23 protein-coding genes are annotated in these 22,092 nt (G+C 73.7%); 10 read left to right on the forward strand and 13 right to left on the reverse strand.

Annotated elements, in window-relative coordinates; genetic code table 11:
* Positions 1-276 precede the first annotated feature (276 nt).
* Positions 277-843 (forward strand): PAS domain-containing protein, encoded by a 567-nt coding sequence (locus Athai_RS30320; RefSeq protein ID WP_203964647.1) that lies wholly within the window; start codon positions 277-279, stop codon positions 841-843.
* Positions 844-1,031: 188 nt separating this feature from the next.
* Here Athai_RS30320 and larC read toward each other — a convergent pair whose 3' ends face one another.
* The 3 genes from larC to Athai_RS30335 all read right to left on the reverse strand — a co-directional run bounded on the left by larC (position 1,032) and on the right by Athai_RS30335 (position 4,547).
* Entirely contained in the window at positions 1,032-2,240 is a 1,209-nt protein-coding gene (larC, locus tag Athai_RS30325) for a nickel pincer cofactor biosynthesis protein LarC (RefSeq protein ID WP_203964648.1), read from the reverse strand.
* Positions 2,237-3,064, reverse strand: coding sequence for a nickel pincer cofactor biosynthesis protein LarB (gene larB / locus Athai_RS30330; protein ID WP_239157269.1), 828 nt, complete (start codon positions 3,062-3,064; stop codon positions 2,237-2,239). Before larB ends, larC begins: the two co-directional genes overlap by 4 nt.
* Before the next feature lie 139 nt (positions 3,065-3,203).
* Complete coding sequence (locus tag Athai_RS30335) at positions 3,204-4,547, reverse strand: DUF2326 domain-containing protein (protein ID WP_203964649.1); 1,344 nt, start codon at positions 4,545-4,547, stop codon at positions 3,204-3,206.
* A gap of 473 nt (positions 4,548-5,020) precedes the next feature.
* On the opposite strand from Athai_RS30335, the gene Athai_RS30340 reads away from it, so the two are divergent.
* The gene (locus tag Athai_RS30340; RefSeq protein ID WP_203964650.1) at positions 5,021-5,305 is read left to right on the forward strand and encodes a hypothetical protein; all 285 of its coding nucleotides are present in this window, start codon (positions 5,021-5,023) and stop codon (positions 5,303-5,305) included.
* 13 nt (positions 5,306-5,318) lie between these two features.
* Here Athai_RS30340 and Athai_RS30345 read toward each other — a convergent pair whose 3' ends face one another.
* The 5 genes from Athai_RS30345 to Athai_RS30365 all read right to left on the reverse strand — a co-directional run bounded on the left by Athai_RS30345 (position 5,319) and on the right by Athai_RS30365 (position 10,283).
* A complete protein-coding gene (locus Athai_RS30345; protein ID WP_203964651.1) occupies positions 5,319-6,113 on the reverse strand; it encodes a methyltransferase domain-containing protein in 795 nt (264 codons plus the stop codon).
* A 48-nt stretch (positions 6,114-6,161) separates the two neighbouring features.
* Positions 6,162-7,157: a LysR family transcriptional regulator gene (locus tag Athai_RS30350; protein ID WP_203964652.1), complete on the reverse strand. Its 996-nt coding sequence runs from the start codon at positions 7,155-7,157 to the stop codon at positions 6,162-6,164.
* Between the two features lie 150 nt (positions 7,158-7,307).
* Complete coding sequence (locus Athai_RS30355; protein ID WP_203964653.1) at positions 7,308-8,486, reverse strand: S53 family peptidase; 1,179 nt, start codon at positions 8,484-8,486, stop codon at positions 7,308-7,310.
* Positions 8,487-8,879: 393 nt separating this feature from the next.
* Positions 8,880-9,248, reverse strand: coding sequence for a hypothetical protein (locus Athai_RS30360; protein WP_203964654.1), 369 nt, complete (start codon positions 9,246-9,248; stop codon positions 8,880-8,882).
* 273 nt (positions 9,249-9,521) lie between these two features.
* Complete coding sequence (locus Athai_RS30365) at positions 9,522-10,283, reverse strand: IclR family transcriptional regulator (protein WP_239157270.1); 762 nt, start codon at positions 10,281-10,283, stop codon at positions 9,522-9,524.
* A 368-nt stretch (positions 10,284-10,651) separates the two neighbouring features.
* Between Athai_RS30365 and pheA the strand changes: the two genes are divergently transcribed.
* The 3 genes from pheA to Athai_RS30380 all read left to right on the forward strand — a co-directional run bounded on the left by pheA (position 10,652) and on the right by Athai_RS30380 (position 13,123).
* The gene (gene pheA / locus Athai_RS30370; protein WP_203964655.1) at positions 10,652-11,605 is read left to right on the forward strand and encodes a prephenate dehydratase; all 954 of its coding nucleotides are present in this window, start codon (positions 10,652-10,654) and stop codon (positions 11,603-11,605) included.
* Positions 11,606-11,726: 121 nt separating this feature from the next.
* On the forward strand, positions 11,727-12,461 hold the full coding sequence (locus tag Athai_RS30375) for a histidine phosphatase family protein (protein WP_203964656.1): 735 nt from the start codon (positions 11,727-11,729) through the stop codon (positions 12,459-12,461).
* Positions 12,458-13,123, forward strand: a complete 666-nt coding sequence (locus Athai_RS30380) for a class I SAM-dependent methyltransferase (RefSeq protein ID WP_203964657.1) — start codon at positions 12,458-12,460, stop codon at positions 13,121-13,123. Before Athai_RS30375 ends, Athai_RS30380 begins: the two co-directional genes overlap by 4 nt.
* A gap of 94 nt (positions 13,124-13,217) precedes the next feature.
* Here the strand turns inward: Athai_RS30380 and Athai_RS30385 are convergent, their stop codons facing one another.
* Both Athai_RS30385 and Athai_RS30390 read right to left on the reverse strand, forming a co-directional pair.
* Positions 13,218-14,624 carry a sensor histidine kinase gene (locus tag Athai_RS30385; protein ID WP_203964658.1) on the reverse strand — a complete coding sequence of 469 codons (1,407 nt, stop codon included), beginning with the start codon at positions 14,622-14,624 and terminating at the stop codon, positions 13,218-13,220.
* Positions 14,625-14,785: 161 nt separating this feature from the next.
* Entirely contained in the window at positions 14,786-15,457 is a 672-nt protein-coding gene (locus Athai_RS30390) for a response regulator transcription factor (protein ID WP_203964659.1), read from the reverse strand.
* 154 nt (positions 15,458-15,611) lie between these two features.
* Between Athai_RS30390 and Athai_RS30395 the strand changes: the two genes are divergently transcribed.
* Positions 15,612-16,751, forward strand: coding sequence for a LolA family protein (locus Athai_RS30395; RefSeq protein WP_203964660.1), 1,140 nt, complete (start codon positions 15,612-15,614; stop codon positions 16,749-16,751).
* 141 nt (positions 16,752-16,892) lie between these two features.
* Here the strand turns inward: Athai_RS30395 and Athai_RS30400 are convergent, their stop codons facing one another.
* Entirely contained in the window at positions 16,893-17,354 is a 462-nt protein-coding gene (locus Athai_RS30400) for a MarR family winged helix-turn-helix transcriptional regulator (RefSeq protein WP_239157271.1), read from the reverse strand.
* 145 nt (positions 17,355-17,499) lie between these two features.
* Here Athai_RS30400 and Athai_RS30405 point away from each other — a divergent pair, with 145 nt between their 5' ends.
* Positions 17,500-17,871, forward strand: coding sequence for a cupin domain-containing protein (locus tag Athai_RS30405; RefSeq protein WP_203964661.1), 372 nt, complete (start codon positions 17,500-17,502; stop codon positions 17,869-17,871).
* A gap of 25 nt (positions 17,872-17,896) precedes the next feature.
* Here Athai_RS30405 and Athai_RS30410 read toward each other — a convergent pair whose 3' ends face one another.
* Both Athai_RS30410 and Athai_RS30415 read right to left on the reverse strand, forming a co-directional pair.
* Positions 17,897-18,244, reverse strand: coding sequence for a metallopeptidase family protein (locus Athai_RS30410; RefSeq protein WP_203966474.1), 348 nt, complete (start codon positions 18,242-18,244; stop codon positions 17,897-17,899).
* A gap of 49 nt (positions 18,245-18,293) precedes the next feature.
* On the reverse strand, positions 18,294-18,725 hold the full coding sequence (locus Athai_RS30415) for an OsmC family protein (protein WP_203964662.1): 432 nt from the start codon (positions 18,723-18,725) through the stop codon (positions 18,294-18,296).
* 186 nt (positions 18,726-18,911) lie between these two features.
* Here Athai_RS30415 and serS point away from each other — a divergent pair, with 186 nt between their 5' ends.
* The 3 genes from serS to Athai_RS30430 all read left to right on the forward strand — a co-directional run bounded on the left by serS (position 18,912) and on the right by Athai_RS30430 (position 22,084).
* On the forward strand, positions 18,912-20,171 hold the full coding sequence (gene serS, locus Athai_RS30420) for a serine--tRNA ligase (RefSeq protein WP_203964663.1): 1,260 nt from the start codon (positions 18,912-18,914) through the stop codon (positions 20,169-20,171).
* 174 nt (positions 20,172-20,345) lie between these two features.
* Complete coding sequence (locus tag Athai_RS30425; RefSeq protein ID WP_203966476.1) at positions 20,346-21,119, forward strand: HAD family hydrolase; 774 nt, start codon at positions 20,346-20,348, stop codon at positions 21,117-21,119.
* A gap of 125 nt (positions 21,120-21,244) precedes the next feature.
* Positions 21,245-22,084, forward strand: coding sequence for a fumarylacetoacetate hydrolase family protein (locus Athai_RS30430; protein ID WP_203964664.1), 840 nt, complete (start codon positions 21,245-21,247; stop codon positions 22,082-22,084).
* The last annotated feature ends 8 nt before the right edge of the window (positions 22,085-22,092 follow it).

The raw sequence follows: 22,092 nt of genomic DNA on the forward strand, positions 1-22,092 counted from the left end.
GCGAGGCGGCCAGGCGAAGGTAGGTCCAGGTGTCCGAAGTGACACGACATGCCGCACCGCCGCCAGCGTGGTTGCGGGGACGCCCAGCGCCGCCGGTCGATCCGGAACGGACCGGGACGCGGGCGACCGCCGGCCGCCGGGCCGCAGCCCGTACTGCCTGATCGAGGGCAAACGGCTGGTCTGTCCGGAAACGGACTGCTCGTACCGGCCTGTCGCACCCCTCGCTTACTGTTAGCCGCGACGAGCACACGGTCAGCTCGGCCCTGGGGAGGAACCGTGCATCTCGATCTGCCACTCAGCGAGGGACAGCCCCGCTCCTCGCCGCCTGCGCCCATCTCGCCGCTGCTCGCTGGGCAGGTCCCGGCCACCGCATCCGGCGGTACGCCGGGCCCGGCCACCGCGCGCGGCCTGGTCGACGCCGGGCTGCCGGTGCCGGGCACGCCGGCACCGGCCGACTCCGACGGCACCGCGCTCCGCGGGTGGGTCACCGTGGTCGCCGGCGCCACCGATCCGTGCCTGCTGCTGAACGCCGCCGGCCTGGTCACCGCCTGCGCGCCGGCCGCGATCGAGCTGCTCGGGCTGCCCGAGCCGGCGGCCATGGTCGGCCGCGGACTGCTCGACGGACTACTGCACCCGGTCGACTTCACCGCCGCCGGCGACCGGCTCGCCGACTGGGAGCTGGCGAAACTGCCGCCGCTCGCCGCGCTCGCCACCGGCGCGCTGTCCCGCGGGCTGCTCCGGCTGCGGCGCCGGAGCGCGGTCCAGACCGTGGACGCGATCGCCACCCCGCTGCACCACCACGCCAGCCTGATCGGCTCGCTCACCTTCTTCCACCCGATCTGACCGCCCCGGTCGGATGCCCGATCACGACCTCGAACGCGAGGATGCCGGCGCCCCGGAGTTTCGGCCGCGCGGGTCTCCGGCGAAGCGCCCGGGCAGCGTCTCGCGAACCCGACGACCACCAGCGGCCCCGCGGCCCAGCGGCCCAGCGGCTCGGCGGCTCGGCGGCTCGGCGGCTCGGCGGCGGGGCGCTAGCCCGCCGCCGGGTACAGCTCGGCGGCCGCGGCGGTGGCCCGCGCGAGGACCTGCTTGGCCGGCAGCGACAGGGCGGCCGCCGCGGCGGCGACGTCGGCGTACTCGACCGAGACGTTGACGACGCTGCCGTCGTCGCTCGCCACCTTGACCCGGATCGGTTGCCCCGCGACGGTCACCGCACGCTCGGTGCGCTCCAGCGGCACCTTCCGTACCGGGTGCGCGCGCAGCCCGATCGAGCTGGTCTCGGCGAACACGACGGCCCGCAGCGCGGCGGCGTCCGCCGGCCGGCACAGCACCGACAGGGTGTGCGCCGGCCGGCCCTTCTTCATCAGGATCGGGGTCAACCAGGCGTCCGCGGCGCCGGCCGCGAGCAGCTTCGCCAGTACCGCCGGCCACAGCCGCGGGTCCAGGTCGTCGACGTTGCACTCCAGTACCAGCGCCTCGGCGTCAACCGGGTCGGTGCCGCCGGACCGGGCGGCGTCGCCGAGGATCAGGCGCAGCACGTTCGCGGTCTCGGCCGGGTCGCGTCCGCCGGCGCCCACGCCGGTGTCGGAGACCCGCAGCGGCGGCATCGACCCCCAGCGCGCGACGTGGGTGGCGAGCAGCGCGGCGCCGGTGGGGGTACACGCCTCGTACGGCAGGTCGCCGCCGGTGACCGGGATGGACGCCGCGCGGACGATGCCGAGTACGGCCGGGCCGGGGATCGGGATCGCGCCGTGCGCGCCGCGGGCCCGCCCGGAGCCGAGCGCGAGCGGCCCGGCGGACAGCTCGGTCAGGCCGCGGTGCCGACGCAGCCAGTCGATGCCGGCGCAGGTACCGACGATGTCGGCGATTGCGTCCAGCGCGCCGACCTCGTGGAAGTGCACCTCGTCGGGCGAGGTGCCGTGCACGTCGGCCTCGGCCGCGGCGAGCCGGGCGAACGCGTCCAGCGCGGTGTCGCGGACCGCCGGCGGCAGCGCCGCCCCGGTGATGATCTCCCGGACGTCCGACCAGCGCCGGTGGTGGTGGCTCTCGGCCGCCTCGACGTGCACCTTCGTCGCGGCGATCGCGTGCCGGCTGGTCGGCTCGGCGGTCAGCCGGATCGGCTCGACCGGCAGCGCGGCCACCACCGACTGCAGGTGGTCCAGCGGCACGCCGGCGTCGACCAGGGTACCGAGGAACATGTCGCCGCTGGCACCGTTGGCGCAGTCCAGCCAGCCGATCATCGGGGCAGTTCCGTCACCGTACCGAGAGTGTCGCTGTCGGCGCCGGCGTCGGTCTGCCGGGCGATGCGCGCGCCGTACAGCCCGGCGCCGAAGCCGTTGTCGATGTTGACCACGGCGACGCCCGGCGCGCACGAGTTGAGCATGGTGAGCAGTGCGGCGAGGCCACCGAACGCGGCGCCGTAGCCGACCGAGGTCGGCACCGCGACGATCGGCACCCCGGTCAGGCCGCCGACGACGGACGGCAGCGCACCGTCCATGCCGGCCACCACCACGACCGCGTCGGCCCGGTCCAGCGCCGGCCGGGCAGCCAGGATGCGGTGGATGCCGGCGACACCGACATCGGTGATCTGCTCGACCGCGGCGCCGAACACCCGCGCGGTGAAGGTGGCCTCCGCCGCGACCGGCAGGTCGGAGGTACCGGCGCACACCACGGCGACCCGGCCGCGCGGGATCTCCGGCAGCGGGCCGAGCGCGACGCACCGGCCGGTGGCGTCCTCCAGCAGGTGCCCGTCCGGGCAGGCCGCCCGGACCGCGGCGCGGGCCGCCTCGTCGGCGCGGGTGACGAGGATCGGCCGGTCCGGGTTGGCCGAGGTGAGGTGCTTGACGATCGCCGCGACCTGCTCGGTCGTCTTGCCCGCCGCGTACACCACCTCGGGGTCACCGGTGCGCAGTGCACGATGTGTGTCGATTCGGGCGAACCCCAGGTCGGCGTAGCCGCCGCCGTCGCCCAACACGCCGCTTTCCAGCCGCCGCATCGCCTCGTCGACCCCGGTGGCGCCGTTCGCCACCGCGGCGAGCAACCGCCGTGCCTCGTCCCGATCCACGTCGCCCACCCTACGGCGCCGCCCCGGCTGCCCCGCCGCCGCGGCCCGCCCGCCGCGGTTGATCATGGCGTTGTCCGTACCGAAAGCGCTTTCAGGGTGAGACAACGCCATGATCGACAGGGTCGTGGTGGGTGGGTGGTCAGGGGGCGGACAGGACGGCGCACTCGTGGTACGAGAGGGCCGGGTCGTAGCCGCCGATCTCGGCGAGCTTCGGCTGGTCGAGCACCACGATGTACTGGATGTCCTCGACCGCGCAGGCCCGGGCGGCGAGGTCCAGCGCCGCCGCCGCGTCGGCAACCGGCAGGTCCGCGTACAGCGCCCGGTCGTGCAGCAGGAAGTCGGGGCCGGTACCGGCCCGGTGCGCGGTGACCGCCATCGCCAGGTCGAAGCAGAACAGCGTCATCGCGGCGACCCCGGGACCGGGCTCGCCACCGAGCACCGGGTAGAACGCGTACCCGTGGTCGCGTGCCGCCACGGTCAGCGCCGCCGGCCGGGACGGCCCGAACATCTCGTACGCGTACCGGGTGAACAGGTTGCTCGCCGCGGTCAGCCGGTCGTGCCGGCCGCGCAGGTCGGACCGGACGCTCTCGCGCAGTTCCAGCGCCTGCCGCTGCAGCTCGGCGTGCGCGTCCGCGTACCGGGCGACCGCGGCGCGGCGGGCCTTCAGCGCGGCGAGCCGCGCATCCAGGGCGGCGGTGGCGGCGACCGGGTCGGTGGCCAGCCCGCCGGCGACGGCACGGGTGGAGCGCCAGCTCGCGTCGGCGGCCGCCTCGGCGCGTTCCAGTTCCAGGGTGGCGATCTCGGCGGTGAGGGTGGCGAGGTCGCGGCTCGCGGTCGCGTCGGACAGCCGCTGCCCGTTCGGCAGGTCGGCGTCGCCGCGCTGGCTGGAGCGCAGGTGCCGGCGGGACGCCTGGAGCGTCTTGGCCGCCTCGACCAGCGCCGGGTCCAGCCCGAACAGGTGCGCCAGCGGCGGCAGCGACTCCACCGCGGGCTGCTTCGCGTGGTGCCGGATCGGGTCGTTCAACCCGCCGTGGTCGGCGTCGCGCAGGTAGTACGCCATCAGCGACCGGTACGAGGGTTCGTCGTCGGCACCGGTCAGCCCGAACAGGGTCTGGCCGAGCCACTGCTGCCACTCCGCGACGGGCAACGCCCACGGCTCGGCGTCGGTACCGCTGGAGTGCACCGACAGCTCGCCCGGGGCGGCGCCGGACCGGGTCGCGGTCACCGTCTCGCCGGCGCCGACGAACCGCACCGTGGTGGACGACTCGGCGAAGTCCTGCCGGTCGGCGGGACGCACGTTCCCGCTGCCGCCGAGCGCGAAGTCGAGCGCGGCGGCGAACCGGCTGCGGCCGATGCCGCGCCGGTCGGTGTCCGCCTCGGTCGAGGCGGCGGCCGCGGCACGGTCCCGGGCCCACCGCTCGCCGAGTGGGGTGTACCCGACGACGCTGCTCCGGCCGCGACGAGCCGGGATGATGTCTTGCACGGTTTCCGGCGCGACGTGCCGGGGTCCCGGTTCGGTGGGCTCGGCGGCGTTGGTCGAGTCGAGTACCGCAACGTTGAGACCTGGGGCAAATCGGGCAGCTCGGAATCCGGGGAGATCGCTTGCGAGTTCGCGTAACACGGTCCCTACTCCGTAGCCCGGGAGATCAAGAACGCTGCACCCGATTCTGCCAGCGCACCATCCGGACCCGTGTCGACGGGGTGCGTCGAGGCGGGTGCCGACGTTCCGGTGCGGATGCGGCAAACGAGCGCAACTACGCTTAGTATTGCAGCATTCACGATCAGACCATCCGCCCGCCCCGCCCCGTCCGACCGGAAGTCGTGACGTATCCGCTGGTACCTGATGATGTTCATCGATCTTGCCAGTGTCCGGCCGGTCTCGCCAGTACCGTTTGCAGCAGACGACAGAGAGGCGACAGGCCGACAGTGGGTGACGAACGGGTACGGGGGTCCTTCGTGGACCGCGCGATCGACGCGCTGCACGCGGCGGCGGCGCCGCTGACCACCGGCGAACTGCTCGCCGCCGCCGGATCCGCCGGCAGCGTGCGCACCGCCGTACAGAAGCTGTCCGCCGACGACCGGCTGATCCGCACCGGGCGCAACCAGTGGGCGCTCGCCGGCACCGGGCAGACGCCGTACAGCCCGCTCGCCACGAAGTCGACCGCCGCACCCAGGCACCGCCGCCAGCCTCCGGCGCTACCGCCGGCGACCGAGCTGCTCCGCCCACCGCACACCGACTGACCGGCCCCGGGGGTCAGGGCTCGCGGGCGGCGATGACGAAGATGCGCGGGAACGGCAGCACGGTGCCGTACTCCTGCGGCGGGAACGCGTCCCGCAACGCCACCGCGACCTCCCGCTCGAACGCCGCCCGCGCGGCCGGCTCGTCGGCCAGCGCGTCCAGGTAGGGCCGCAGCCCGCTGCCACGGAACCACTCCAGCACCGGATCCGGGCCGTGCAGCACGTGGTAGTACGTGGTCTCCCAGGCGTCCACGGTGCAGCCCATCCGGGCCAGCTCGTCCAGGTACGACTCGGGGTGCCGCACCGGGCTCGCGGTGCGCGGGCCGGGCCGCTCGGCCACGGTCGCCAGCCGGTCCCGCCACGCCGGCCGCTGCGTCACGGTCCGGATCGTCTGCCGCACCGCGCCGCCGCCACCGGCCGGTACCTGGAACGCCAGCGCGCCGCCCGGCCGCAGGGCGGCGACCCAGCGGCCGAACAGTTCGGTGTGCCGCGGCACCCACTGCAGTGCCGCGTTGCTGACGATCAGGTCGACCGACTCCGGCTGCCACTGCGCGATGTCCTCGCGCCGGAACCGGAGCCGCTCGGTACCGAGCGGGTGTGCCGCGGCGATCATCTCCGGCGACGAGTCGATGCCCAGCACCCGCGCCGCCGGGTACCGCCGGGTCAGCGTCGCGGTCATCGTGCCGGGGCCGCAACCCAGGTCCACCACGTCCGCGGGCGCGCGCACCGGCACCCGGTCGAGCAGGTCGAGGAACGGCCGGGCTCGCTCGTCGGCGAAGCGCTGGTACTGGTCCGGATCCCAGCTCGTCATGCGCCCACCGTACGACCCGCCCCGGCCACCAGCCGCCGCACCGCGCGGTCAGGCACCGACCTGCACGGCCGGCGCACCGATCGCGGCGGACAGCTGGCGGTGCGCCTCCGGATGCCGGTCCCACCAGCGCCGGTAGTCGGGGTTGCGGTCCAGCTGGGACAGGTACGCGCGGGCCGCGCAGCGGTACACGTCGGCGGCGTACCCGGCGTGCGGGCCACCCGGATGCCAGACCAGCCAGCGCTCCAGGATGATCGGGTCGCCGGCGAGCGGCCGGACGGCGATGCCGGAGCCGTCCCGCGAGGTTGGCTGGGCCAGCGCGACGGCGCCGGCGGCGACGAGTTCCCGGCAGGTGGCGGGCTCGTTCACCTCGTGCCGGATCCGGGGACTGAACCCGGCGACCGCGCACGCCCGGGACAGCACGACCTGGTCGTTGCCGTCCCGCATCGGCGCGACCGCCCAGTCCTCCGGCGCCAGGTCGGCGAGGTCGACGGTGGCGCGCCCGGCCAGCGGATGCCCCGCGGAGAGGGCGACGAAGACCGGCTCGGCGACGAGCAGCCGGGTGTCCAGCCGGTCGCTGGTGGGCAGCGGCACCCCGGCGCACTCGTCCAGTACGGCGAAGTCGAGCCGCCGGGATTCGAGGTCCTGGGCGAGCTGGCCGATCCCGGCGACTTCCAGGGTGACGTCGTCGGTGGGCAGGATCTCGGTGATACCGCGGGCCAGGTTGGGTCCGATCGCACCGGGACAGGCGCCGATGCGCAGCGCACCGGCCGGGGCGCGGGTCCGCGCGTCGGCTCCGGCGAGCAGGCTCTCCATGTCGGCGAGTACCACCCGGGCCGAGGAGACCAGGTACGCGCCGAGTTCGGTGACGCGCATCCCGGTGCGCTCGCGCTCGAACAGCCGGCCGCCGAGGCGGCGCTCGATGCGCTGCAGGGTGGCGGACAGGGACGGCTGGGAGACCCCGAGCCGCGCCGCCGCCCGGGTCAGGCTGGGTTCCTCGGCGATGGCGCAGACCAGACGCAGGTGCCGTAACTCCAGCTCAGCCATGCAGCACATGTTATGACCTGATTTGCACCCTGTACCACTCGGTAACCCGCGCGGGTGCCCGACCGGCCCGGCCACGCCGACGAAAAGGAGGCATGGCCACCAGCCGGTGCTGATGGCCATGCCTCGCCAAGGGTGGTCCCTCGAAGTGGGTCAGCCGGTGAACGCGCCGGTGCCGTTCGGGGTGCCCAGCCCGGTCGGGCCGTCCCAGCCGGCGCCGGCGTTGCACAGCTGCTGGACGTCGCAGCTGCCGTTGCTGCCGCTGGTCACGTCGTTCAGGCTGTCGCTGTTCGACCACGGGTCGCTCGCCGGGTTGTCACCGGGCGAACCGGCGTCGGCGTACACGCCGGCGATGATCGGCGACGAGGCGCTCGTCCCGCCGACGACCATCCACCCGCTCTGCTGGTACGTGTCGTACACGGCGAGGCCGGTGTTCGGGTCGGCGACCGCGGAGACGTCCGCGACGGCCCGGTTGCTGGTGCCGGTGGCGTCGGTCTCCCAGGACGGCTTGCTGATGTACTGCGACTCACCCGAGCCGGCGCCGTCCCAGGCGCTCTCCGACCAGCCGCGGCTGGAGGAGTCCTTGGTCAGCGAGGTGCCGCCGACCGCGGTGACGTACTGCGACGCCGCCGGGAACTCGGTGCCGTAGCCGGAGTCACCGGAGGAGACGGTGATCGCCACGCCCGGGTGGTTGAAGTACTGGTCGTCGGCCTGCTGCTCGGTGGAGTCCTCGCCGCCGCCGTAGCTGTTGGACACCGCGGTGGCGCCCAGCTCGACGGCGGTGTTCACCGAGGTACCCAGGTCGTCCATGCTCGCGCTGTTCGCCTCGACCAGCAGGATCTTGGCCTTCGGCGCGACCGCGGACACCATGTCCAGGTCGAGCGAGATCTCGGTGGCCCAGCCGGAGTCCGCGGTGGGCAGCGGGCTGGCGGAACCGTCCTGGTTGACCTTCTGGAAGTCCGCGTCGCCCAGGCCGTACTGCGCCCGGTACGCGTTCAGGTCGGATTCGGCGTTCGGGTCGTCGTACGCGTCGACGATGGCCACGGTCTGGCCCGCGCCGCCGTCGGCGGCCAGGTTGTACGCCGACTGCAGGTCCGCCGGGCCCAGCCCGGACGGGTCGGCGTGCCGGCCGATCGAGCGCGGCTGCTTGACGTCGGTACGCACCAGCGCCAGGCAGGCCATCTGGCCGTCCTTCGTGGGTTTGGCGCAACTGTGTACGACGTGGGCGCCGTCGGCCGCGGCTGTCTGCGCGTTGGCCGGTGCGGCGGTGAACGCCAGGGCCAGTGCGCCGCCGACAGCGACGGCAGCACCGGCGAGGGGCTTGGTTCGCATTCCGTCCTCCTTGCGGTAGGGGTCGTGCGGAGGAATGCGAACAGTATTCAGCCCGAAGGGTGCATATATCTCATCCCGAAAGCTGATAACTCCGACATTATGGGAACCTTAAGGAGCAATGCGATCACAGCGGGTTCACCGCGGAGGCTTATCGATGGGCGGGTCGCACCCGAATCGCGGGGGAACGTCGAGCGCGCCCCGCCCATCGTCAGGGACCACCGCCTCGCGCACCGCCGGGCCGTGCGGTGCATGCGGTGCGTCCCGCCCCGCGGTACGGCCAGGGAGCGACGTCCCCGGTGGTCCGCCGATCGCGGGGGGCGGAAGCCGGACGGCTTCCTGGTCGAACGCCCGGCGCCGGGCCGAGCCGGGGCGCCGAGCCGGATCGGTACGAGATCAGGGACGGCTCAGCGCCGTGCTCGTGACGCCGGTGACCACCCGCCACTGGCCGGAGTGCCCCACCGACCGCAGCGGGGTACGCGCCGCGCTGGCGGCCCGGGTGGCCAACCGGGTGGCGGTGCACGGGCTCGGCTCGCCGCAGTACCCGCAGCACGACCCGTCCGGCCGGTGCCGGTTCAGCACGTACTGCGCGTCCCGCCAGAGCAGCGCATCGACCACACCCTCGGGGACGTCCGGGCCGGCCGGCGTACCGGACACCGACTCGGTACCGCCCGGCGGCGCCTCGACCGCGACCGTCGCCGTCGCGCTGTGCCTGCCGCGTTCGGCCACTCCCACACCGGCCGGTGCCGTGTTCGTCGCGTTCACCGGTCCACCTCCCCGTGACGTCGGTGTCCTACGGAGCCGATGAACCGAAAGTTACGGCCGCGTCACCGAGTGGCGACGGACCGGGAGTGCGACGGTGCAGATCGCGATTCCCGTCCCCGCACCGGGCCGGGCCGGGCACGACGAGAGCCGACCCGCCGTCCTGGCGAGCCGGCGAGAAGTCGCCGCTCCGGCGAGCCGGCGAGAAGTCGCCGCGGCCGAAGGCACGCAGCTCGGCGCGGCAGCCGCGGACCGCGACAGCCGAGCGTTCGCACCTCAGAGCGGCAGCGGCGGCGGCGTCGGGTTGTTCGCCACCGCGGCGGCGATGCTGCGGGACACGGTGGCGAGCTGGTTCAGCACCGTCGGCTCGTTGCGCTGGAACTCCTCCAGCGACATCGTGCAGCCCAGCACCATGTGCGGCGACTCGGCCGAGCCGGTGCTGATCACGGTGGCCGCGCAGGCCACGTTGTCCCGGTACTGGCCGCGCTCGACGAAGGTGCCGCGCCGCCGAAGCCCGGCGAGGTCGTGCTCCAGCTGCTGCCGGTCGACGACCGTGGACCGGGTGTACGGCCGCATGCCGACCACCGACAGGTAGCGCCGCCGGTGCGTCACGTCCAGGGTCGCGAGCAACGCCTTGCCGATCGCGGTGGCGTGCGCGGCGTCGTCGAACCCGACGATCAGGTCCTCCAGGTGCGGCGACCGGGGCCCCTCGGCGACGCCGGTGATGGCCACCTTGCCGTCGACGAACCGGGCCAGGTAGTGGCTGAACCCGGTGGCGCCGGCCGCCCGGCGCAGCCCGACCGCGGTGTCGGTCGGCGGTCGGACCGCGGCGCTCAGTTCCCGAAACCTGTCCGCCACCTCCAGCCCCGGCAGGTAGGTGCCGTCGTTGCAGCGGATCAGGTAACCCTCGTACGTGAGGGTGCGCACGAGGTGATAAGTGGTGGACAGGCCGAGTTCGCACCGCCGCGCGATCTGCTTGACCGTCAGTCCACGCTGAGAGCGCCCCACCGTCTCCAGGATCCGCAGTGCACGGGACACACTTTGGATCAGATCCGAGGGTGCCTGCGAGCCGTCAGTGCGCACAACAAACCTCCGCTAATGACCCGCTCCGTACCTGAGCGGATCTGTCCACGATAGGTATTGCCGCACTTACTGAGAAGACCCGGTTACGCGAGGTAACTCAGCGTGGCGGGATTTGTGGTCGTAGTCACGGCTTTATGGCGAATTCTATCACGAACTGTAGTCGACAAACTGGCCATGCGGTGGTGCCCCGGTTCGCCGGCCCTGACGGCGTTCGTCACAGCTCGACCCCGACGGTACGCGGCCCCCGGGACAGCCCGAACTGGTCGGCACGGCGACATCGGCGGCCCGGCCGGCTGCCCCACACCACGCCGTAAGCTCGCCGCATGTCGACCGCACGGTACAGCTATCTCGGCCCGGAAGGGACCTTCAGCGAGGAGGCGCTGCGAACCCTGCCGGAGGCGGCGGACGCCACCCTGCTGCCGTCCCGCACGGTGCCCGAGGCGCTCGACGCGGTGCGCACCGGCGACGCCGACGCGGCGCTGGTACCGCTGGAGAACTCGGTCGGCGGCTCGGTGCCGGTGACCGTCGACGACCTGGTCGGCGGCGACCCGCTGCAGATCCGGCGCGAGGTGGTCCTGCCGATCAGGTTCGTGTTCGCCACCCGGGACGGCCGCGCCCTCGACGAGGTACGGACCGTCGCGGCGCACCCGCAGGCTGCCGCGCAGTGCCGGCACTGGCTGCGCGGCACCGTACCGGCCGCGACCGTCACCGACGTGCTCTCCAACGCCACCGCGGCGATCCGGTGCGCCGCCGGCGAGTACGACGGGGCGCTGTCCACGCCGCTCGCCGCGCACCGGCACGGGCTGACCATCCGGGCCGAGGGCGTCGCCGACCACGCCGACGCGATGACCCGGTTCGTCCTGCTCGGCCGGCCCGCAGCGGCACCCGCGCCGACCGGCAACGACGTCACCACGATCGCGGTGTTCATCGCGCACGACCGGGTCGGCGCGCTGCTCGCGGTGCTCACCGAGCTCGCCGTGCGCGGGGTCAACCTGAGCCGGATCGAGTCCCGGCCCACCGGTGAGGCGCTCGGCCGGTACTGCTTCCTGCTCGACTGCACCGGACACGTCGCGGACGCGCGGATGGGCGAGGCGCTGGCCGGGCTGCGCCGGATCTGCCGGGACGTGCGCTACTTCGGCTCCTACCCGCGGGCCGGCGCCGAGCCGCCGGTGCCACCGCCACCCGGCATGTCCGACGCCGACTTCACCGAGGCGCAGACCTGGCTGACCAGCATCCGCACCCCCACCCCACGCCCCCACGCCGCCCGAGCGAGTTGATCATGGCGTTGTCTGACCGGAAAGCGCTGTCCAGCCAAGACAACGCCATGATCGACGCTGGCCGCGGCGGGCGTTGGGATGTCGTGGCGAGAGGTTTCGTGGCGAGAGGTTTCGTGGCGCGGTGAGCCGGCGGGTGGTGCTGGTGCGGCACGGGCAGAGCACCGCGAACGTGGACCACTCGCTGACCTGTGCCATCCCCGGCGTACCGCTGTCGCCGCTGGGCGAGCGGCAGGTGGCCCGGCTGGCCGCGGACTGGCCGGCCGAGGACGCGCCGGACACGATCTGGTCGTCACCGATGGCCCGCGCCCGGCAGACCGCGGAACCGCTCGCCGCGCGGTACGGACTGCCGGTACGGGTACATCCGGCCGGGCACGAGGCGCTGATCGGGACGTTGCACGGCAGTACCGACCCGGCCGACGCGCTGCTGGTGGCCGACACGTTCGCCCGCTGGCGGGACGACCTGCGACCGCGGCTGCCCGGCGGCGAGGACGGCGCGGATCTGGTACGACGGCTGCGTACCGTGCTGCTCGACGTGCTCGCCGCACTGCCCGCCGGCGGCACCGCGGTACTGGTCGGGCACGGCACGCTGTTCGCGGTCGGCGTCCCCCGGCTCGCGGCCGGGCTGTCCCGGCAGGTACCCGAGCTGCCCAACGCCGGCCGCGCGGTCCTCGTCGCCCCGGACACCGGCACCGCCGGCCTCGCCCCGGACACCGGCACCGCCGGCCTCGCCCCGGACACCAGCGGTCGGGTGCCGGACACCGGTACCACCGGCCGGGCGGCAGCCACCAACACCGGCGTGCTGCGGGTGGCGTACTGGGCCGGCGACGAACAGGACGACCGAGAGGGACGAGGATGACGGACGACGAGCGGCGCGGGTACGCGCGGAAGCTGGCGGCGGAGGCCGTCGCGGTCGGCGACGACACCGGCTGGTTCGAGCGGCTGTACGCGGCGGCCGAGTCCGGCACCGCGGTGGTGCCGTGGGCCGACCGGGAACCCAACCCGCTGCTGGTGGACTGGTCCGCGGCGCGCACCGACCACCGCGGCCGGGCCCTCGTGGTGGGGTGCGGCCTCGGCGACGACGCCGAGCATCTCGCCGCCCTCGGGTACGACACCGTCGCCTTCGACGTGGCCCCGAGCGCGGTGCGGGCGGCCCGGGAGCGGTTCACCGGCTCGCCGGTGAGCTACCGGGTGGCGGACCTGCTCGACCCGCCGGACGACCTGCTCGGCACGTTCGACCTGGTCTTCGAGGCGTACACGGTGCAGACGTTGCAGGGCGCGGCCCGCCGCCGGGCGATCGGTCGGTTCGCCGAGCTGCTGCGACCGGGCGGCAGGCTGCTGGTCGTCGCGCGGGCCCGCGACGACGACGGCCCGGCCGGCCGGATGCCGTGGCCGCTGACCCGGGCCGAGATCGACGCGTTCGCGGTCGACGGGCTGCGGCCGGTGCTGGTCGAGGATCTCGCGGACACCAGCGAGGACCCGCCGGTCCGCCGCTGGCGCGCCGAGTTCGCCAGGAGCTGAGCCGGGTTCGCCGAGCCGAGCGCCGCTCCGTCGAGGCGGGTGCCGGCCCGCAGAGAGCCGGGCGCGGTTCGCCGAGGCGGGGCGCCGGCGAGTGTCAGCCCGTCGGGGCGAGCAGCGGGAGGCGGATCTCGGCACGCAGGCCGGGGCCGCCGGGTCCACCGACGTTGCGGTCCCGGTGGTGCGCGATGGTCAGCGTGACGGTGCCGTGGTGCGCGGCGACCAGCTCCGCGACGATGGCGAGGCCGAGGCCGGAACCGCCCTCGTCCCGGGCCCGCCCGTCGTCGAGCCGGGTGAACCGGTCGAACACCCGGTCCCGGTCCGCCGGCGGGATGCCCGGCCCGTCGTCGTCGACCACCACCACCGCCTCCCCGGCCACCACCGACACCGCGGCGACCACCTGGGTCTCGGCGTGCCGTACCGCGTTGTCGAGCAGGTTGCCCACCACCCGGGCCAGCGCGGTCGGGTCGCCGTGCACCTCGGCCGGCGCGTCGATGCGGGTGGTGACCGGCACCCGGGCCGTGTCGTACCGGTCGGCGACGTCGGTGACCAGCGCGGCCAGGTCGACCCGTTCGGCCCGGCGGGCCATCCGGGCGGCCGCCTCGTCCGAGTCGGCGGACCGGGCCAGCAGCAACAGATCCTCGGTCAGCCGGGACAGCCGTTCGGTGTCGACCAGCAGGTCGCGTACCACCTCCGGCCACTCGGCCCGGTCGCCGAGCCGCTGCGCCACCTCCAGCTGGGTACGGATGCTCGCGACCGGGCTGCGCAACTCGTGCGCGGCGTCCGCGACGAACGCGCGCTGCCGGTCCTGGCTCGCCGACAGCCGGGTCAGCATCCCGTTCAGGGTGGTGGCGAGCCGCGCCACCTCGTCGCCGGTCTCGGGCGCCGGCAGCCGGTTCGCCGGCGAGCCGGCGCTCGCGATCTCCTCGGCGCCCCGGCGCAACGCCTCGACCGGCCGCAGCGTCCAGCCGACGGCCCGCCAGGCGACCAACCCCAGCACCGCCACCAGCGCCGGGAACGCCACCAGCAGCACGTTGCGGACCAGCCCGACGCTCTGTGCCAGCTCGCTGCGGGACACCGCCACCAGCACCGTGTCGGCACCGGCCGGTACCGCGACCACCCGCAACGGGGTGGCCAGGCCGGCCCGGTCACCCGGTACGTCGAAGCGTTTCCCGGCGCGGGCGTCCCGCAGCTCGTCCGCGTGCAGCACCGGTACCAGCCGGTCGGCGCCGGCCGAGGTCGCGACGATGCGGTCGGCGCGGTCGACCACCTGGATCGTGGCGACCCGTTCACCGGCCGGGATCGGGTCCGGCAGCTTGCCCGCCCGGGCCAGCGCGGCGACCTGCCGGCCGCTGTCCAGGGCGCTGTTGTCCAGCGCCCTGGACAGGGTGGCCTGCAGCGCGAAGACCAGCAACGCCCCGCCCAGGGTGAGCCCGATCGCCAGGCCCGCCACCGCGATCAGGGTCAGCCGGCCGCGCAGGCCGAGCCGGGACCACCAGCGCATCGCTCGCCTCCGCCGTTCGTCGTCCGACCGCCGTGAACCCACCGTCGCGCGCCGGCCGGCGTGCGTGGACCGGTGGCGGGCCCGCCCCGACGGCACGGCCGGCGGAGAGTCACGGCCGGCTGGGGCCGCTCGGCGCCCCGCACCGGCCCGGGGCACCGACCCTAGTCGGCCACCAGACGGTAGCCGGCGCCCCGGACGGTGCGCAGCGACGACCGGCCGAACGGGGTGTCGATCTTGCGGCGCAGGTAGCCGACGTACACCTCGACGACGTTCGGGTCGGTGTCCTCCGGCGCGTCCCAGACGTGGTCCAGCAGCTCGATCTTCGACACCACCGCCTCGCCGCGGCGCAGCAGGTACTCCAGCAACGCGAACTCGCGCGGGGTCAGCTCGATCGGCCGGCCGTCCCGCGTCACCTCCTTCGTCGCCGGGTCCAGCCGCAGGTCACCGGCGGACAGCACCGCCGGCCGCTCCCGTACCCCGCGGCGCAGCAGCGCGCGGATCCGGGCCAGCAGCACCACGTACGAGAAGGGCTTGGTGAGGTAGTCGTCCGCGCCGGCATCCAGCCCGTCGGACTGGTCGTACTCGCCGTCCTTCGCGGACAGCATCAGCACCGGCACCCAGTTCTGCTCGGCGCGCAGCGTCTGGATGATCTTGTACCCGTTGAGGCCGGGGAGCATGATGTCCAGGATCACCGCGTCGTAGTCGCCGTGCCGGGCCGCGTCCAGCCCGCCCGGGCCGTCGTGCCGCACGTCGACGGTGAAGCCCTCCGCGGACAGCCCGCGCGCCAGCGCGGCGGCGAGCCGCACCTCGTCCTCGACCACCAGCAGCCGCATCGTGCCTCCCGGTACCTGTGGGGACACCCATGGTCGCGCATCGAGCCTGAGAGCTGCTCAGCTCCGCTCAGGTGGCTCACAGCGCGGCTGGGCCATGCTGGGAACCGGTCGATACGAGGGGACGGTCGACCAGACGGTAGTGAAGGGGGTAGGCATGTCGGTGTTTGCACGGCCGGCGGTGCGCTGGGCGATTCCGGCGGTCGCGCTGGTCGCCGTGATCGGCGCCGCGGGCGCAGGCAAGGCACTCATCGCCAACGCGTCGTCCGGGCTGCCCGAGCGCAGCCCGCAGCAACTGCTCATGGACGTCGCGCAGGCCAGGGTGAACAGCCTGTCCGGCACGATCGTGCAGAAGTCGGACCTGGGCCTGCCGAAGCTGCCGGCGCTCAACGGCACCGACCTGAACTCGCTGGTCACCGGCAGCCACACCGCGAAGGTCTGGTACGACGGCCCGCAGCACGTGCGGCTCTCCGTGCAGGGCACCGGCGTCGCGGAGAACGACGCGATCCGCAACGGCAAGGACGTCTGGCTGTACGACAGCGCGAAGAAGTCGGCGACGCACCGCACGCTGTCGGCCGACTCCGCGAAGCGGCCGTCCGCGGCCCCGTCGGTGCTGCCGTCGACCGGCCCGAGTTCGCTGTCCGGTGGGGTGTCGCAGCTGCTCACCCAGCTCGCGCCGAACACCAACATCGGCACCGACGGCACCGCGAAGGTGGCCGGCCGCAAGGCGTACGAGCTGGTCGTCACGCCGAAGCAGCACGACTCGCGGGTGGAGCAGATCCGGATCGCGATCGACGGTGACAAGCACATCCCGCTGCGGGTCCAGATCTTCGCCCGCGGCTCGGCGGATCCGGCGTTCGAGGCGGGCTTCACCTCGGTGTCGTTCGCCAAGCCGGACGCGTCGGAGTTCCGGTTCAACCCGCCGGCCGGGACGAAGGTGACCGAGGCGAAGCCGGGCAGCTCGGGCCACAGCAAGGTGGCGCCGAAGCAGCGTGACCGGCAGCAGCACGGCAAGGACGGCAACAAGCCGCAGATCGTCGGGAGCGGCTGGACCTCGGTGCTGGTCGCCAAGGGCGTCGACACGACGGTGCCGGCGGGCAAGACCGCCGAGCAGAAGAAGGCCTCGGCCGCGACGACGAAGTTCCTCGACTCGCTGCCGAAGGTGCACGGTTCCTGGGGTTCGGGCCGGCTGGTCCAGACCAAGCTGTTCTCGGTGCTGATCACCGACGACGGCCGGGTGCTGGCCGGCGCGGTCGCGCCGGCCCAGCTCTACCAGGCGGCTGCGCAGACCAAGTAGCCGCGGCACCGGCTGCCGGGACTTCTCCCGGCAGCCGCCAGGCGTCACCACACGGGGAAGAGGGCGCGCCGACCCGACTGGTCCGGGTCGGCGCGCCCTGCCGTAACCGGCCGGGCCGTCACCGGGTGCCCGCGGTACCGGTCACCAGACGGGCCGGATGCCGTGCGGGGCGTCGGCGACGTACGCGGCGAGCGCGGCCCGGGCGGCGGCCAGCTGCTGCGGCCCGGCAAGCGTCGCCCAGTGCCGTTCCACCCCGTCCCAGTAGGCGACGACCTGCTCGATGCAGTCCCAACCCCGCTCGGTCAGTCGCAGCACCCGCGCCCGCCGGTCCGACGGGTGCGGCTCGCGCGTCACGTACCCACGCCGTACCAGCTCGTCGACGAGCTGCCCGCCGGCCTGCTTGGTGACCCCGAGGTAGGCGCCGAGATCGACCGACGTGGCGGTCGGGTGGTTGGACAGGTAGAGGAAGACGAAGCCGTGCGCCGGCCGCACCCCGGGGTGCCCGACCGACGCCAGGTGCTCGGTCAGCCCGGCCATCGTCACCTGGTAGGCGGTGGCCAGCAGCACCGCCAGCTCACCCCTGTTGCCCGCGCCCTCGTCCATGTGCCCAGCCTGCCTTGCGCCGTCCCCAGCCTGCCTTGCGCCGTCCCCAACCTTGCGCCGTGCCCAACCTGCCTTGCGCTCTCATGGTCAAGCTGCTTTACTACCTACAGATAGACAAGCAACTTGACTATACGGAGGTCACGTCATGCCCGCACTCAGCTACGCCGACGCACCGACCGTCGAGGCACACGGCATCAGCGCCCGGCCGATGGCGGTACCCAGCCGCGGCAGCACCGAACTCGCCATCTGGTACCTGAACGTCCCGCCGCGCTCCGACCCGCAGGAGCACAGCGTCGACAAGGAAGAGGTGTTCGTCGTCCAGTCCGGCGTGCTCAGCGGCCACATCGACGGCGTCGCGGTCGCCGCCGGCCCGGGCGACGCGCTGCTGGTACCGCCGGGGGTGCCGTTCGCCGTCGGCAACACCGGCGACGAGCCGACGGTGGCGCTGGTCTGCACGTCCGCCGGGGTCACCGCGACGGTGCAGGGCAGCCCGGTCACCCCGCCCTGGTCGCGCTGACCGGCGCCAGGCCGGCGGCGGGTCGTCAGCCCCAGCCGAGCTGGTGCAGCCGCGCGTCGTCGATGCCGAAGTGGTGCGCGATCTCGTGCACCACGGTGACGCTGACCTCGTGCGCGACCTCGGCATCGGTGCGGCAGATCGACAGGATCGGGTTGCGGAAGATGGTGATCCGGTCCGGCAGCACGGCGCCGTAGTCGACGCCGCGCTCGGTCAACGCGTACCCCTCGTAGCGGCCGAGCAGCCGCGGCCCGTCCGGCGGCGACTCGTCCTCGACCAGGATCACCACGTTGTTCAGCAGCTTCAGCAGCTGCTCCGGCACGCTGTCCAGCGCGTCCGCGACCAACTCCTCGAACCGCTCCCGCGACATCGGCACCGCCATCACCCGATTGTCCGCCCCGCACGGGGGCGGGCCGGGCCGGCGGTCAGCCGCTGAACTGGGTGTCGAGGGTGATCGTGGTCCCGGCCAGCGCGCGGGACACCGGGCAGCCGGCCTTCGCCTTCGCCGCGTACTCGGCGAACTGCTCGGCGGTCAGCCCCGGCACCGTACCGACGGTGTGCAGCGCGATCGAGGTGATCGTCGGCTGGCCGTCCTCCGGCCGGATGGTGACCTCGGCGGTGGTCTGCACCGCGGTCGGCGGGTGGTTGTCGCTGGCGAGCAGGTTCGACAGCGACATCGAGAAGCACGCGGCGTGCGCCGCGCCGATCAGCTCCTCGGGATTCGTCCCGCCGGAACCGTCGCCGAACCGGGACTTGTACGAGTAGTCACCCTCGTACGCGCCGCTGCCCAGCGCCAGCCGCCCCGCGCCGTCCTGCAATCCGCCCCGCCACTCGGCAGAAGCCTTCCGTACCGGCATGCTGTGCCCTCCTCGGATCTTCTCGGACACCACGACGCTAGCGCGCCGAACCCCCGCCAACCGCCGATCGACCGTACCGACCCCGAGGGCACCACGGTCGTCCGCCGCCCACGCGCGGTGCGCGCGGGGATCCGGCGGCCGCATATCGGCTCGAAGGTGACAGGGCCCGCCGGGTAGGCTCGCGGCGTGATTGACCTGCGACTGTTGCGTGACGATCCGGACGCGGTGCGAGCGAGCCAGCGGGCTCGGGGCGAGTCCGAGTCGTCCGTCGACGCGCTGCTCGGCGCCGACGAGCAGCACCGGGCCGCGCTGGTCCGGTTCGAGAAGCTGCGGGCCGAGCAGAAGGGCCTGGGCAAGCAGGTCGCGCGGGCGCAGGGCGACGAGAAGCAGCAGTTGCTGGCGCGCACCAAGCAGCTGGCGGCCGAGGTGAAGGCGGCCGACCTGTCGGTCACCGCGACGGCCGACGCGCTGCGCGCCGCGCACCTCGCGGTGCCCAACCTCGTCGCGGACGGGGTGCCGGCCGGCGGCGAGGACGACTTCGTCACGCTCAAGGAGGTCGGCGAGAAGCCCGACCTGCCGACCGTGCGGGACCACCTGGAGCTGGGTGAGCTACTCGGTGCGATCGACATGGAGCGCGGTGCGAAGGTCTCCGGCGCCCGGTTCTACTTCCTGCGCGGGGTCGGCGCACTGCTGCAGCTGGCGCTGTTCCAGTGCGCGCTCGCGCAGGCGGTCGAGTACGGACTGACGCCGATGATCACGCCGTCGCTGGTGAAGCCGGACACCATGGAGGGCACCGGGTTCCTCGGCTCGCACGCCAGCGAGGTCTACCGGCTGGAGGCCGACGACCTCTACCTGGTGGGCACCAGCGAGGTGCCGCTGGCGGCGTACCACAGCAACGAGATCCTGGAGCTGGCCGAACCGAAGCGGTACGCCGGCTGGTCGTCCTGCTACCGGCGGGAGGCCGGCAGCTACGGCAAGGACACCCGCGGCATCATCCGGGTGCACCAGTTCGACAAGATCGAGATGTTCTCGTACTGCCGGCCGGAGCAGGCGGCCGACGAGCACCTGCGGCTGCTCGCCTGGCAGGAGGAGATGCTCGGCAAGGTCGAGGTGCCGTACCGGGTGATCGACACCGCGGCGGGTGACCTCGGCAGCAGCGCGGCCCGCAAGTACGACATCGAGGGCTGGGTGCCGAGCCAGCAGCGCTACCGGGAGCTGACGTCGACCTCGAACTGCACCACGTTCCAGGCCCGCCGGCTCGGCGTGCGCTACCGCGGCGAGGACGGCAAGCCGCAGGTCGCGGCGACCCTGAACGGCACCCTGGCGACGACCCGGTGGCTGGTCGCGATCCTGGAGAACCACCAGCAGCCGGACGGTTCGGTTCGGGTGCCGAAGGCACTCCAGTCGTACCTGGGCCGCGACGTGCTGACCCCGGTTCGCACCTGATCGACCCGAAGCGCTGCGAGGTGCCCCCGTTCGGTCGTCGACCGACCGGAATGGCGGCGGGTCCGGCGCACCGGGGGGCGCGGAGATCTATCGTTGGTCGCCCGGGCCCGAGGCTCCGGGACACGGTGAGAGGTGTGTGTGCGCAGTTCACTGCCGAAGCTGGTCGCCACCGACATGGACGGCACCCTGGTGCGGTCCGACGGGACGGTCAGCGACCGGTCGCACGAGGTGCTCGCCCGGCTGCGCGCCAACGGCGTGGTGCTGGTCGGGGCGACCGGCCGCGGCCCCCGGTTGATCGAGCTGACCATGCGTGATCTCGGCCCGTCCGACTACCTGGTCCTTGCCCAGGGCGCGCACATCTACGACACCAGCGGCGCGGCTCCGGTGCTGCTGCACTCGATGACGGTGCCGGCCCCGTCGATCGCGCGGGCGGTTGCGCTGGTGGAGGCCGAGATCGGGCCGGTGCAGCTGGCCGTCGAGGCCGGTACCGCGGTCAACTCTCCACTGTGGACGGATGTGGGGTTCGTCTGGCCGTACCCGGAACCGACCGAGACCCGGCCACGCGCCCAGTCGCTGCGCGGGCCGCTGGTCAAGGCGTTCCTGATGGCCGAGTCGATGAGCCTGGACGACCTGCTTGCGGTGTGCCGGCGGGTGATCCCGCCGCAGCTGTGCGAGGCGTCCTCGTCCGGCGGGATGGTCGAGCTGGCGCCGCACGGCGCGACCAAGGCGACCGGCCTGGCCTTCGTCACCGACGCGCTCGGCATCGACCCCGGCGACGTGCTCGTCTTCGGCGACATGCCGAACGACGTGCCGATGTTCGCCTGGGCCGGGCACGGCGTCGCGGTGGCCGGGGCGCATCGCGAGGTGATCGCGATCGCGGACGAGGTGACCGGCCCGGCCGACGAGGACGGCGTCGCCAGCTACCTGGACCGGCTCCTGGACGGCTGACCGGCCCCCGCACCCCGCGAAGTCATCGGATCTCTGGGCTTGCATCCCGCCGGGTGGCGCCGCGACCATGACGGCGGGCGGCGCGCACCCCGCGTACCGCCGGGGCGCCGCGGAGGGAGCACCAGATGCAGGTCGTACGGTTCAGCAACCCGCAGTCCGGCCAACCGGAGGTCGGCGTACGGGACGGGAACGCGGTCACCGCGCTGCCCGGTGTGACCATCGCCGACCTGCTCGCCCGCGGCGCCGACGGGTTCGCCGCCGCCGTCACCGACCCGTCCGGCCCGAGCCATCCGGCCGACCAGCTCGCCTACCTGCCGCCGGTCGACGGCCGGACCGAGGTGTGGGCGGCCGGCGTCACCTACCAGCGGTCCCGGCAGGCCCGGGTCGAGGAGTCCGGTCAGGCCGACGTCTACGAGCTGGTGTACGAGGCGGATCGACCCGAGCTGTTCTTCAAGGCGCCCGCCTGGCGAGTGGTCGGACCGGACCAGCCGGTCCGGGTGCGCGCCGACTCCGGCAACGACGTACCCGAGCCGGAGCTGGCCCTGGTGCTCGACCACGCCGGCACGGTCGTCGGGTACACCGCAGGCAACGACCTGACCTCGCGCGGCATCGAGGGCCAGAACCCGCTGTACCTGCCGCAGGCGAAGATCTGGCGCGGTTCGTGCGCGCTCGGCCCCGGCATCGTGCCCGTCGCCGCCCTGCCCGACGCCGGCGACCTCGGCATCCACCTGACCATCCGGCGCGACGGTGCCGAGGTGTTCGCCGGCGACGCCAGCACCAGGCAACTGCACCGCGGGCTCGACGAACTCGCCGGCTGGCTCTACCGGGAACTCGACTTCCCGCAGGGCTCCGTGCTGCTCACCGGTACCTGCGTGGTGCCGGACCTGTCCTTCACGTTGCGGCCGGGCGACACCATCGACGTCACCGTGGACGGCGTCGGTACGCTGTCCAACCGCGTCGCCTGATCCCTCTC

Origin of the sequence: Actinocatenispora thailandica (assembly GCF_016865425.1) — a bacterium.
Taxonomy (GTDB): Bacteria; Actinomycetota; Actinomycetes; order Mycobacteriales; family Micromonosporaceae; genus Actinocatenispora; species Actinocatenispora thailandica.